At 70.2% G+C, this 13027-nt stretch carries 7 protein-coding genes and 1 tRNA gene; 4 read left to right on the plus strand and 4 right to left on the minus strand.

Annotation, left to right across the window (positions count from 1 at the left end; translation table 11 throughout):
• The first annotated feature begins 72 nt into the window (after positions 1–72).
• On the plus strand, positions 73–1386 hold the full coding sequence (locus ABD240_RS07820; RefSeq protein WP_344336757.1) for an Nramp family divalent metal transporter: 1314 nt from the start codon (positions 73–75) through the stop codon (positions 1384–1386).
• Between the two features lie 177 nt (positions 1387–1563).
• Here the strand turns inward: ABD240_RS07820 and ABD240_RS07825 are convergent, their stop codons facing one another.
• Together ABD240_RS07825 and ABD240_RS07830 are read right to left on the minus strand one after the other, a co-directional pair.
• The gene (locus tag ABD240_RS07825) at positions 1564–3396 is read right to left on the minus strand and encodes a phosphoenolpyruvate carboxykinase (GTP) (protein WP_344336759.1); all 1833 of its coding nucleotides are present in this window, start codon (positions 3394–3396) and stop codon (positions 1564–1566) included.
• A 252-nt stretch (positions 3397–3648) separates the two neighbouring features.
• On the minus strand, positions 3649–3957 hold the full coding sequence (locus ABD240_RS07830) for a hypothetical protein (protein ID WP_344336761.1): 309 nt from the start codon (positions 3955–3957) through the stop codon (positions 3649–3651).
• A gap of 349 nt (positions 3958–4306) precedes the next feature.
• Between ABD240_RS07830 and ABD240_RS07835 the strand changes: the two genes are divergently transcribed.
• From ABD240_RS07835 to ABD240_RS07845, 3 genes are all read left to right on the plus strand, one after another.
• Positions 4307–4379 (plus strand) — tRNA-Arg (locus tag ABD240_RS07835).
• A gap of 72 nt (positions 4380–4451) precedes the next feature.
• Positions 4452–5843: a DUF2079 domain-containing protein gene (locus ABD240_RS07840; protein WP_344336763.1), complete on the plus strand. Its 1392-nt coding sequence runs from the start codon at positions 4452–4454 to the stop codon at positions 5841–5843.
• Complete coding sequence (locus tag ABD240_RS07845) at positions 5836–7830, plus strand: alpha/beta-hydrolase family protein (RefSeq protein ID WP_344336765.1); 1995 nt, start codon at positions 5836–5838, stop codon at positions 7828–7830. Before ABD240_RS07840 ends, ABD240_RS07845 begins: the two co-directional genes overlap by 8 nt.
• Positions 7831–8183: 353 nt before the next feature.
• Here the strand turns inward: ABD240_RS07845 and ABD240_RS07850 are convergent, their stop codons facing one another.
• A complete protein-coding gene (locus tag ABD240_RS07850; RefSeq protein ID WP_344336767.1) occupies positions 8184–11027 on the minus strand; it encodes an ExeM/NucH family extracellular endonuclease in 2844 nt (947 codons plus the stop codon).
• Positions 11028–11348: 321 nt separating this feature from the next.
• Complete coding sequence (locus ABD240_RS07855; protein WP_344336769.1) at positions 11349–12719, minus strand: protealysin inhibitor emfourin; 1371 nt, start codon at positions 12717–12719, stop codon at positions 11349–11351.
• Positions 12720–13027: the final 308 nt, after the last annotated feature.

Genomic DNA, 13027 nt, shown 5'->3' on the forward strand with positions numbered 1-13027 from the left:
GCTGCCCCGGACCGGCGCACTCGTCACCAGGCACCCTGTGCGCAGACGGACAACCTCCTTTAAGGTTCCCCTGTGAATGAGAACACGCAGAGCACCGGTGCAGGTGCAGAAGAGCCGGCGGGCGGCAGCGCTGTCGCCGCGTCGGAGGGCAAGCCCCGCTGGAAGCTGATCGGTCCGGGTCTCGTCGTGGCTGCGACGGGCATCGGCGCCGGTGACCTCGTCGCCACGCTGGTCGCCGGCTCCATGTACGGGTACGCGCTCCTCTGGGCGGCAGTGGTCGGCGTCGTCATCAAGATCTTCCTCGTGGAGGGTGCGGGCCGGTGGACGCTGGCCACGGGGCACTCTATCTTCGAGGGCTGGCGACGGCTGGGGAAGTGGACCTCGATCTACTTCGGTCCCTACATCGTGGTGTGGGGGTTCGTCTACGGTGCCACGGCGATGTCCGCCTCGGCGCTGCCGCTGGCGACGGCGCTGCCGATCTTCCACTCCAACTACGACGTCATCTTCTACGGCATCATCTCAGGGCTGATCGGCGCTGCGCTCGTGTGGTTCGGGAAGTACCACGCGCTCGAGAAGATCGTGGCGATCCTGGTCGGCCTCATGTTCGTCACGGTGGTGGGTCTCGCGGTCGCCACGCTGCCGAACGTCCCGGAGCTCCTCAAGGGACTCATCCCGATGATTCCGGAAGGCGGCGTGATCTACACGCTGAGCATCGCAGGCGGCGTGGGCGGGACCATCACGCTCGCGGCGTACGGCTACTGGCTCAAGGAGAAGGGCTGGGTCACGCCCACGTGGATGCGCGTCATGCGGATCGACAACTCGATGGCCTACATCATCTCCGGCATCTTCGTCATCTCGATGCTCGTGATCGGCGCCGAGTTCCTCTACTCCGCCGGCATCGCGATCCAGAGCGGGGATCAGGGACTCCTCGACCTCGCGGACGTCCTCGCAGAACGCCACGGCGCGTTCATGGCCAACGTGTTCCTCGTGGGCTTCTGGGCCTCGTCGTTCTCGTCCGTGCTGGGCGTGTGGAACGGCGTGTCCCTGATGTTCGCGGACTTCTGGGGGCGCACGCGCGGCCTGGCGGAGGATCACCCGGACCGGGGCCTCGGCGGCAAGTACTACAAGGCCTACGTCCTCTGGCTGACCTTCCCGCCGATGCTCCTGCTGTTCATCGGCAAGCCGGTGGGCATCATCATCACCTACGGCGTGCTGGGCTCGTTCTTCATGCCGTTCCTCGCGATCACGCTGCTGTTCCTGCTCAACTCCAGGCACATGCCCAAGGAGTGGAAGAACAGCTGGTGGCTCAACGTGGTGCTCGTCATCATCGCCGCGATCTTCGTGGTGCTGGGCGTCAACGAGCTGATCGGGGCGTTCTCCGGCTGAGAGCTGCTCCGCGGCGCCGTCCATGAGCGGACGGTGCCGCGGAGCAGTGAGGCACTCCCGGAGGTATGCGTGAGCGCGCTGCGAACAGCAAGAAGGACCTGCATCCCGGCTCAGGATGCAGGTCCTTCTTGCTATGGCCGGCTCAGCTGCGACGCATTGCAGCCGGGCCCGGCACGATCACTTCACGCCCAGGCGCTCCCGCAGCTCGCCGACCTCGGCGCGGAGCTCGGCCGGCACGTGGCTGCCCAGCTCGTCGTACCACTCGTCGATGGAGGCGAGTTCGGCCGCCCACTCCTCGGGCTTGATCGCAAGCGCCTTGGAGACCTGCTCCTGGGAGATGTCCAGGCCGTCGAGGTCGAGGCCGCCCTCGGCAGGTGCGTAGCCCAGCGGGGTCTCCACGGCCTCGGCGGTGCCTGCGGTGCGCTCGAAGACCCACTTGAGCACGCGGGAGTTCTCCGAGAACCCGGGCCACAGGAAGCTGTTGTCCTCGTCGCGGCGGAACCAGTTCACGTAGAAGATCTTGGGCAGCTTGGCACCCTCCGTCTTCCCGATGTTGATCCAGTGCTGCAGGTAGTCGCCGACGTTGTAGCCGATGAAGGGGCGCATCGCCATGGGGTCCCGGCGGACGACGCCCACCTGGCCCTCGGCGGCAGCGGTCGTCTCGGAGGAGAGCGTGGAGCCCATGAAGACGCCGTGGTTCCAGTCGTGGGTCTCCGTGACGAGCGGCATGGTCGTCTTGCGGCGACCGCCGAACAGGATCGCGGAGATCGGCACGCCGTCCGGGTTCTGCCACTCCGGCGCGATCGTGGGCACGTTGGCCAGCGGCGTGCAGAAGCGGGAGTTGGGGTGGGCGGCCGGGGTGTCGGACTCCGGGGTCCAGTCGTTGCCGCGCCAGTCCGTGAGGTGCGCGGGCTTCTCCTTGGTCATGCCCTCCCACCAGACGTCGCCGTCATCCGTGAGCGCGACGTTGGTGAAGACGTTGCCGCCGGCCTCGATGGCACGCATGGCGGTGGGGTTGGTGTCGTAGCCGGTGCCGGGGGCCACGCCGAACAGGCCGAACTCCGGGTTGATCGCGTAGAGCTGTCCGTCCTCGCCGAACCGCATCCAGGCGATGTCGTCGCCCAGGGTCTCGGCCTTCCAGCCGGGGATGGTGGGCTCGATCATCGCGAGGTTGGTCTTGCCACACGCGCTGGGGAAGGCTGCGGCGATGTAGCGGACCTCGCCTGCCGGGTTGGTGAGCTTGAGGATGAGCATGTGCTCGGCGAGCCAGCCCTCGTCACGGGCGATCGCCGAGGCGATGCGCAGCGAGTAGCACTTCTTGCCGAGGAGGGCGTTGCCGCCGTAGCCGGAGCCGTACGACCAGATCGAACGCTCCTCCGGGAAGTGGGTGATGTACTTGGTGGGGTTGCAGGGCCACGGGACGTCCTGCTGGCCGGGCTCCAGGGGAGCGCCCACGGAGTGCACGCACTCGACGAAGTCCGCATCAAGGCGGTCAATGGCCTCGAGCGCCTCCGAGCCGGAGCGGGCCATGATGTCCATGGAGAGGACGACGTAGGGGGAGTCCGTGACCTCGATGCCGAACATGGGGTGCGTGGCGTCCGCGCGGCCCATGACGAAGGGGATGACGTACATGGTGCGGCCGCGCATGGAGCCGGTGAAGACCTCGTTCAGGGTTTCCTTCATCTCCGCCGGGGCCTTCCAGTTGTTGAGCGGGCCGGCGTCCTCCTCCTTCTCGGAGCAGATGAAGGTGCGGCTCTCGACGCGGGCGACGTCGTCCGGGTCGGACGCGGCGTAGTAGGAGTCCTTCTGCTTGGCGAGGCGGACGATGGTGCCGGCGGCCTCCGCCTTGGCGATGAGGGCCTCGCGCTGCTCAGCGCTGCCGGTGATCCATTCGACGGAGTCAGGGGTGGTGAGCTTCGCAACGGATGCGACGAAGTCCAGCACACGCGCATTGGTGGTGGGTGCTCCCTGAAGCAGGTCCTCGACCGAGCCGGTGTCGATGACAGTCATGTTTCGCCAATCTCCTGGGGTGGGGTTTGTCCCGTGCGTCTCGGGATGACACTCACCGTACGGCCCGTGTGGCGCGGTGGAACCGGCGTTCTGGGCGCCAGAAGCTGTGCACTGACTCACAGAGGCGGGGTGTGTGCTGTGTTTGTATCATTAGTGTGACGTATTTTGCCAAATAGATGGTTTGAGCTGCCATAGACTAGATGGAGGGCGAGAAGGGGCGTGCGCTTTGATGTGCGAGCGCAGCTCCCTGCCTCAGTGTTGAGATGAGGCGCCGTCGGGACATGCGGGATCGGATCGCGTTCGTTTCCGGGTGAATGGAAGAGGTTTCTCCTCCTGCGCTGGTCCGTTCCTCGGATGCTCCGGCGTTATGCGACGCTCCGGTTCAGGTATGACCACAACCTCGACGCCAGAGTGGTCGATGTGAGGGTCGCGAGTGTCGAGGTAGTCGCGCACCTGTTGAATGGCGCGGTCGGGGTTGCGAACCTGGGTTGCGTCATTCTTGCCGAGAATGAGCTCCCAGCCACCTGCCCAGCGACGAGCGGTGACAGTGACTGTGCTCATGATCGGCCCTTCTTCTCAATTGCCTGTAGGGCGCTTGGGGCGAGTGCCGGGTGCGCACATCCGACACTCGCGCCGGCGCTCATCCCCGCTGTGCGGGGCGCATGCAGAGCGTGCGGCCTTCGAGGCGCTGACGCTGGGTTCACCCCTGCCGTGCGGGGAGCGCGCTTTCTGGCTTGAGGCTGTGTGTGCCATTCTAGCGATCCCTGCGGGTTTCGTGTTGCCTGCAGATGCTCAGCCGTGAGCCGAGCCCGCGGATCCTGTGACGCAGATCGCCCGCCCGTGGTTTGTGGCGGCCTCGGGCGCTGTGTATAGTTATCTCCGTTGCCAAGCGCAGCGCGGACAACACCAAGCGCCATTAGCTCAACGGATAGAGCATCTGACTACGGATCAGAAGGTTGGGGGTTCGAATCCCTCATGGCGCACAGCGGGAAGGCCCGGACTGATCACAGTATCAGTCCGGGCCTTCGCTCGTTCCCGGTTGATACTGTCCCAGTGTGACGACTCAGTTCTCCGACGAGACGACCGTGCCCGCTCCCTCCGGCCCGTCCCGCTCCACACGTGCGGGCGCGCGCCTGCTGCGCGGCCGGGAGCCCGCCGTGGCCTCGGTCGCGGCATTCCTGCTCTACGGGGCGCTGTCCGTCATCATGTGGCGGGTCTTCTACTCGCCCTCCTGGGACCTCGGCATCTTCACGCAGATGATGACGCGGTACGCGGAGTTCAGCGTCCCCATCGTGGATATCAAGGGACCGGGATTCAACCTCTGGGGCGACCACTTCCACCCCCTGCTCATGGTCCTCACCCCGCTGTTCTGGATCTGGCCCTCCGGACTCACCCTCATGCTCGCGCAGGCGGCCCTCTTCGCCGCCTCGGTGTGGCCGGTGGTCTCGCTGGCGTCCACCCGGCTCTCCGTCCGGGGCACGTGGCTGCTCGCCTTCTCCTACGTCTTCTCCTGGGGCCTGCTCAACGCCGTGACCGCCCAGTTCCACGAGATCGCGCTCGCGGTGCCGCTCATGGCCTTCGGCCTCGTGTGGTGGATCCGCGACCGCAAGCTGCCGGCCGCGGTGGCGATCGCCCTCCTCGTGTTCGTCAAGGAGGACCTGGGCGTGACGGTCGCAGTGTTCGGCCTTGCGATCTGGCTGCGCAACCGCGCGGATCTCAGGTGGGCGGCGGGCCTGGCCGCCTGGGGCATCGCCTGGCTCGTCTACTCCGTCGTCTTCTTCCTGCCCGCATTCAACACGGAGGGTCAGTACGACTACACCGGCAACGTCGCGCTCGCAGACGTCCTCGCCGAGGGGCTGCTCACCAAGATCGGCACCGTGGGATTCCTCGTGCTCGCCGCGGGCATCGTGGGCCTGCGCTCGCCGTTCGCGCTGCTCCTCCTGCCCACCCTCGCCTGGCGGTTCGTGGGGAACGTGGAGGGCTACTGGGACACCAGCTTCCACTACTCGGCGGTCCTCATCCCCGTCGTCGCCGTGAGCCTCCTCGAGGGGACCAGGCGGCAGGAACGGGAGTTCGCGCCGCTCGTGGCCGCGGTGGCGGCCGTGGCGCTGTTCAGCCAGACCCACCTCAACCTCCTGTGGGAAGCGGACCGGTACCGCGTGGACGGCCAGGGCGCGGTCGCGGCGGCGTCCGAGTACGACTCCGTCGTCACCGACATCAGGCTGCTGGCCTACCTGGCCCCGCACACGGACGTGTACTGGACGGGCAGCTCCGCGGACGCGGAGCCCGAGGCCGTGGCCCTCCGTCCGGACGACTATGGCGAGGAGATCGAGACCTGGGCGGAGGACCGCTACAGCGGGGACTGGACCACGGTCTACGACAGCGGCGGCTATCAGGTGGTGGTCCGCTCCGCAGGTGCCACCGCGCCCGAGGCTGCGGATGGCTGAGAGCCCGCGCCTCCCGTCTCCGGGCGGGACAGCCCGCTCCCCGGGCGGGGTCGTTCGCTCCCTGGGCCGGGCCGTGCGCCGTGCGGCTGGCCGGCCGGATCCCCGCCCGCTGGCGGTGGGGGTCACGGCCTCCTGGGCGGCCCTCGCGCCCAGTCTGGTCCCGAGGCGCTGGTGGATGACCGGCCTCTCCGTCGCCTTCACCGCCCCGGCGGCCGCCCTGAACGCGCGTCTGGTGATCAGAGCTGCCCGAGGCGCACGACGCCTCCCGCCGCTGAGGCCGTCCTCCGCACCGGGCCCGGCAGACCCCTTGCGCATCCCGCTGCTCTCTCCGAGGCCTCCCATGCGCACCGCCGCCACGGGTGCCGCCCTGCTCGTCGCCGCCAGCGGTGCGGTGCTCGCCGGTGAGACGCGCAGGCAGCGGGATCTCGCCCACCGTGTGCGCATGCGTCCGGAGAGCGACCTCCAGCAGGTCCTCGGATACCTCGCCGGGGGCGCTGGGTGGGTGGCGCTCGAACTGGTCGTGCGCCTCTCCCGCCGCCTGCGGCTGCGCACCATCCGGACCGTCGCGGCGCGCATCCCCTCCCTGCCCGGCCCGCTCGTCACCGTCGCGGTCACTCTGCTGATCCTCCGGGCGGATCGGTGGCTGCTGGAACGTCTGCTGCGGAGGCTCGACGAGCACTCCGTCGTGGGCTCCTTCGCGGGGCTGGGCTCCGGTCCACGCCCCTCCGAACCGGAGCGTTCGGGCTCCCTCGCCTCGTACGAACCCTTCCTCACGATGGGTCTGCACGGCCGGCGCTTCGTGACCCAGGGGCCGCGCGCCGTGAGGATCTCCGAGGTGTGGGAGAGGCTCCGGGAGACGGGTGACCTGTCGGCCGTTCCCGCGGGCATCGGTACTGTCCCCGGAGACATCGGCACGGTCCCCGAGGATGCGGCCTTCGCTGACCCCACAGGTGAGGCGGATGCCGCTGCCGCATCCGGTCCGGGGGCCGGCCTCGGCGATGGGTCCATACGCGGGACGGTGCGCGAGCCCATCCGCGTCTTCATCGGCAGGCTGGGGCATCCGGACCCGCGCGAGGCGGCCGAGGCCGCGGTCGCGGAACTCGAACGCACGGGTGCCTTCGACCGGCGGGCGATCCTGCTGGCGACGGGAACCGGATCCGGCTGGGTCCCTCCCTGGCAGGCCGCGGCCTTCGAGCACCTTCTCCGCGGCGACTGCGCCGTCGTCTCCGCGCAGTACAGCTTCGCCGGTTCCTGGCTCGCCTTCCTCATCCACCGCAGCGCGGCGGTGGAGCTGTCCCTCGCGCTCCGCCGCGCGGTGCGTGCCCGCCTCGATGCGATGCCGGCGAGCGAGCGGCCTCTGCTGTATGCGACGGGGGAGTCGCTGGGCGCATACGGAGGGCTGGGGGCGTACGGATCCGCGGGTGCCATGCTCCGGCGCCTCGACGGTGCGGTGTGGACCGGCACTCCGCGGGCCGCGCGGATCCTCGCGGAGCTGCTCCGCACCCGCAGGCGCGGATCCCCCGAGGTCCGCCCCGTGCACGGGACGGGGCGTCACTTCCGGTTCGTCGGCGGCCCACAGGACCTGTGGGCCGCCCCGGACGGGCTCGAGTACGGATCGTGGTCCCGACCGCGCGTGGTCTTCGCACAGCATCCCTCCGACCCCGTCGTCTGGTGGAGCCCCGCACTCGTCTGGCACCGTCCCGACTGGCTGCGCGAACCGCTGGGCCGCGGCGTCTCCCCGGGCCTGCGCTGGCGACCGTTCATCACGTTCGCCCAGCTGACGGTGGACATGCCGCGCTCGGTCGATATGCCCGGCGGATACGGACACAGCTACCACGGCGAGGTCGTCCACTACTGGAACGCGGTGCTCGGCACCGGTCTGTCCGCTCGCGCCTGCGAGGAGATCGCCGCCGCCATCGCTGCGGACCTCGCGCCCGCCGGAGGCAGCCTGCCGATCTCCGACGTGAGCGCACGCATCCTGTCCTGAGCGGGCAGGTGTGTGCTCGCTGTCCTCTTCGCGCTCGCGGGGCGTCCAGCCCTGGGCGGAGGGGTGAGTTCCCGGGGCTCCGCGTCCGCCGCGCACACTCCTTGGTCGATAGGCAGAACCACGGGGTGCAGTGTTCGCTGAGCGGGATCTGCCCGGCGAGCGAGGGCGGCCGGTGCATGGCGCGAACGGATGCAGAGAAGGGCGGGCGCGGAGGTTCTCACCTCTGCACCCGCCCTCTTACTGGAATCACCTCGGCCGCAGCCTGGGATCACCCCCTGCTGGGGCCGGGAGTCAACCGTGCTGCAGTTCCGCCGCTCCGGGCTCTCTCGCCGTTCCCCGCTCTTCCGTCGCGGTCACTGCGCCCTGCGGCGCGCGATGATCACTGCTGCGACACCCGCACTCAGCAGCGCCAGACCGGCCCCGAGGGCGCCGAGCCCTGCACCCGTGCGGGGCAGACGGCTGTCGTCGCCCCGGCCGGTGTCGCCCTGGCCATTGTCGTCACGATCGTTTCCGTTGCCGTTCCCGTTGTCACCGGAACCGTCCTCGTCGCCCTGCCCGTCACCGGGTGCCTCCGTGGGCTCTTCCCCGGGCCCCTCGGTCGGCTCACCCGTGGGCTCCTGGCCGGGGCCGTCGCTCGGCCCGTCCGTGGGCTCGCCTGTGGGCCCGTCCGTCGGTTCCTCTCCGGGTCCGCCGGTCGGCTCACCCGTCGGCTCCTCCCCGGGTCCGTCCTCTCCGCCGCGGTGCAGGCCCACCAGCAGCGGGTCGTGGTCGGAGGAGCGGAAGGCATCGGGCGCGTAGAGGTCCGTGACGTTGGTGTTGTACCGGCTGTATTCCAGCCCGATCGACTCCACCGAGTTGATGTTCCACACGTCTGCCCCGGCGACGTCCGCGGACAGCGAGGCGGAGGTGAGCACGTGGTCGAGGCTGCCCACTCGTCCGCCGAACAGGTAGGTCTGCTCGTCCGTATGCTCCTTGCCCACGTTCGCGTAGCCCGCTCCGTAGAGGACCTGCATGGGGTCCTCCTCCGTGTACGAGTTGAAGTCGCCCAGCAGCGCCACGTCCTCCGTGCCGGCCCTCTCCGCCTGTGCGTCCGCGAACTCCACGAGGGCCTCGGCCTGCCGCACGCGGTCCGCGTTGGAGCTGCCCTGGCCGTCGCCGTTGTCCACGTTCCCCTCGCCGGAGCCGGAGCCCTTGGACTTGAAGTGATTGACGATCGTCACGAATGTCCCGTCGTCCTCGGCGGCGCTCCCGCCGTCGGCAGCGGTCGCGCCCCGGGTGGCTCCTCCCGCGTCCGAGGCCGGGGCCCAGGCCTGCGCGAGAGGCTCGCGCGCGTTGGAGAAGGCGGGGGAGTCCGTGAGGATCTCCGAGTCTCCCACCGGCGTGACCTCCGCCGGCTGGTAGATGAACGCGGTGCGGATGACGTCCTCGGCCTCGGGCAGGCCTTCCGGCGAGGGCACGAAGTCCCAGGTGCCGGCTCCCGCGTCCGCATTGAGCGCGTCCACGAGGATGCTCAGCGCTTCGTCGCGGTCCTTGCCGAAGGCGGAGGAGCGCTCGATCTCCTCGAGCGAGAGCACGGAGGCGTCCAGCCCGTTGATCGCCGCGACGATCTTCGCCTGCTGGCGCTCGAAGCTCTCCTGCGTGGCCGCACCGCGGGCGTCACAGCCGCCGCGCACCGTGATCGGGTTGCCCTCACGGTCCTCGTAGAAGGTGCAGCCGGAGAGCTGGTCCCCGGTGGTGGGGAAGTAGTTGAGCACGTTGAAGCTGGAGAGCGTGAGGTCTCCGCCCACCTCCCGGGGCGCGGCCTCGCGCGTGTCCGCGAACTCCACCGGCTGCACGGTGTCCGCGTCGGCTCCGGTGAGCCATTCCGTGGGCTGCAGCCGCCACCGGTCGCGGCCGTAGGCCACCACGACGGGATCCGTGAAGGTCGCTGCGGCTCCCACGCGCACCGGGTCCTCGGTGGAGACATAGGCGACGGGCACGTCCGAGGCGCCCTGTGTGTAGTTGACGCTCGCGCCGTCGTCCAGGACGAACTCCCGCGCCTGATTCTCCGCCTCGAACGCCTGTGCCTCCGCGCCCGGAGCCACGACGTCCGTGGCCTGACGCAGCGGCTCGTCGCCGTTCACCAGCCCCACCTCGCCGTAGGCGTTCGTGCTGTAGGTGTCCGTGACGGTGATGTCACCGGTGGGCAGCATCAGCATGGACTCGAGGGATTCGCGCTCGCCCTCGTCCTCCGGGAACGCACCCTCGAACGGGACCGGGGCCTCGGCGGGCCCGCCCTGCTGCAGACCGCCGGCGGCGACCGTGATCTGGGTCTGGCCGTAGTACTCGGAGACCTCGCCGGTGACCACCGCGGAATCTCCCACGGCCACCGTTCCCGCGGTCTGAGGGGAGTAGACGAAGATGCCCGAGGACGCGCCTCCCAGCTCGTGATCCGCGCCGGTGCCCGAGGTCTGGAGCGTGTAGCCGTTCAGGCCTCCGTCCGCGTACACCGCGGTGACGACGCCGGTGGTGGTGACGGTCTGCCCCGTGTAGGGGGAGGTCTCGCCTGTGCCCTGGACCTCTTCGATGGTGAGCGTCTCGCCGGGCTCCACGGGGTCCGGATCGGGCTCCCCGGCGCCCGGCAGCCGGTCCGGGGTCCCCGGCGCGGAGGTCCACGAGCCGTCCACCCGCTGCAGGGTCTCACCCCTGGCGGAGACCGCGCCGGTGGGTGTGGCCTCCTGGCCCTGCACGGCCTCCGGCAGAAGCGAGCCGCCGCCTGCCGTGACGCCCTTTCCGCCGGTCACGCCGCCCACCTGCTCGAAGCCGACGAGGGAGCCGTCCGCATCCACGGCGAAGGCGGAGGAGCCGTAGCTGCCGTCCGCCGCGCTGCCGCTGCTGACGGAGTTGGTGATCGGCACGCGCACCGCGAGTGCGCCGGAGTCTCCCACCTCCGTGCCCTCGGCCACCGTGACGACGTGGGCGGCGGACTGCGGCGTGCCGCCGCGGGTCACGCTGCCCACTGTCCAGCCGGAGAGATCGGTGCCGGGCTCGGCCGCGATCTCGATGAAGTCCGTGTCGTCACCGCCCGCGTAGGCGATCTCGGAGATCTCCGGCGCATCGGCCGCGTGCGCGGTGAGAGGGAGGAGGAGCGGGCCGGTGACCAGGGCCGCGGTGACGGCACCGGCCAGCAGCGGAAGCGGGCGGGAGGGGGATGTCATGGACGTCCTTCGGCAGTGAGGGCTTCTGTGGACCTGGTGCTCCTCCGCAGCGGGCCGCGGGCGGCTCGGGGGAGGAGTGCGGCATGGCGCATCCAGGGAACGCCCACACCGTACTCAGGCCATGTCCAGCTTATGTGTTCCCGCGGCGAACGGGAGATGAATTGGGCGGGGCGGCCCTCGCCGTCCTCACTGCAGGGGAGACACGCTGTCCGGTGGAGGGTCGCCGGACGGCGGGATCTCCGCCAGGAGGGTGTGGACGAGCGCGGTCATGGCCTGCGCCTGCAGCATGAGGCGAGGGCGGGTTCCGCGCGCGGTGAGGGCTCAGCGCTCGAGGGTGCGCCGGAAGAGCTCGCGGACCCAGTCCGGCAGGCGGGCCTCGGGCAGCCTCACGTCGAGCTCGGCCTCCGTACAGGCGACCCGGTACACGTAGCGGTCCGGCTGCTGCGGGGGATCCTCCCGCCATTCCGACGGCAGACTCTCCGCGAGCAGACGCTTCCAGGCGGAGGCGTCCTCGCGGGGGAGCTCGCCCACCCGGAACTCCCGCGTGCGGCTCAGCCCGGCGAAGCCGCCGGAGCGGCCCAGCTGGACAGGCGTGTCGTCATCCGCGGGCGGGGCGGAGGCGGGCGGGGCGGACACCCCTGCAGAATCCGCCGGGCCCGAGGCGGGCGAGCCGGCCTCCACTCCGACACCGGCCCAGGCGCTCCTCACTGCCTCCGCCTCCTCCGCGCCCCTCCGCTCCGCTGCGGCGAGGGTCAGTGCGGCGAAGGCGGGGAAGTCGCAGTTCGCGGCGATGCCGTCACCGGTGAGCGCGGCGTACCAGATCGCCCCCGCACGCTCCCAGGCGCGGCCGCCCAGCGCGGTCGCCGCCAGGTGGAAGGCACGGTTGGGGATGCCGGAGTTGATGTGCACTCCGCCGCTGTCCTCCTGCGTCACCACGAAGTCGTCCATGTGCGCCGGCTGCGGGTCCTTCCCGAGCACGGGGTCGTCGTAGGCCGTGCCCGGCGCGGCCATCGACCGCAGGGCCTCGCCCCGCACCCGGTCGGTGAACAGCTCCGCTCCGATCAGCCAGTCCGCCTGCTCGGCCGTCTGGCCCAGGGCACGCTGCTTGACGAGGCTGCCGAAGACGTCCGCGATCGATTCGTTGAGCGCACCGGACTGATCCGCGTACCGCAGCCCCGCGGTGAACTCGACGACGCCGTGGGTGAGCTCGTGTCCGATCACGTCCAGGCTGGCGGTGAAGCGGTTGAACAGCTCACCGTCCCCGTCGCCGAACACCATCTGCCGGCCGTCCCAGAAGGCATTGGCGTAGTCCGTGCCGAAGTGCACGGTGCCCAGGAGGGGCATGCCGCGGTCGTCGAGGGAGTCCCTGCCGTAGGCCTCGGAGAACAGCTGCCAGGTGAGGCCGAGGCCGTCGTAGGCCTCGTCCGTCGCCGGGTCGCCGACGGCCGCCTCGCCCTCGTCCCGGATCCGCTCCCCGGGGAGCTGTTCGGTGCCGCCGGCATCGAAGATCGTCCGAGAGGGTCGTCCCGGGGAGGCGCGGAGCTCGCGTGGGGCGGGGGCCTCCCCGCCGGCGCGAGCGGTGCGGAGGTGCATGTCCTGGCGGAGCGTCCTGCGCGCGCACGCAGCGGCACGGGCGGAGCCGTGCGCGGCGACGGCTTCGAGCAGATACGGCGGGAGCAGCGAAGCACTCATACTCCAGTGTGCCCCAGGACGCCGCGGTGCGGTAGGTCAGCGGATGACGCCGCCGCCGGAGTGGACGAGAGCCTCTCCGGTTACTAAGGCGGCGTCCTCGCCGCGGGCGCACTGTGCGTGGTGACGCTGGAGTCTTCAGCGTCCCCCGACGCATTCAGCGCACGGTGATGCTGTGTCGTTACGGTGGCGGGCATGACCTTCCCCCGGCGTCACCCAGTCACAGCGCGCCACCCGGTCGCGCACCCCGCTCGTCGCCCGGATGATGTTCGTCTCCCGGGTGCCGCTCGTCTCCCGGGCACGGCCCGGCC

This window comes from Brevibacterium salitolerans, from assembly GCF_039531405.1.
GTDB classification, from domain to species: domain Bacteria; phylum Actinomycetota; class Actinomycetes; order Actinomycetales; family Brevibacteriaceae; genus Brevibacterium; species Brevibacterium salitolerans.

What these genes read in the sequence shown, in the direction of transcription:
- ABD240_RS07825 (WP_344336759.1), bottom strand. Translation starts at nt 3,396, where the DNA reads ATGACTGTCATCGACACCGGCTCGGTCGAGGACCTGCTTCAGGGAGCA.
- ABD240_RS07830 (WP_344336761.1), bottom strand. Translation starts at nt 3,957, where the DNA reads ATGAGCACAGTCACTGTCACCGCTCGTCGCTGGGCAGGTGGCTGGGAG.
- ABD240_RS07845 (WP_344336765.1), top strand. Translation starts at nt 5,836, where the DNA reads ATGGCTGAGAGCCCGCGCCTCCCGTCTCCGGGCGGGACAGCCCGCTCC.
- ABD240_RS07850 (WP_344336767.1), bottom strand. Translation starts at nt 11,027, where the DNA reads ATGACATCCCCCTCCCGCCCGCTTCCGCTGCTGGCCGGTGCCGTCACC.
- ABD240_RS07855 (WP_344336769.1), bottom strand. Translation starts at nt 12,719, where the DNA reads ATGAGTGCTTCGCTGCTCCCGCCGTATCTGCTCGAAGCCGTCGCCGCG.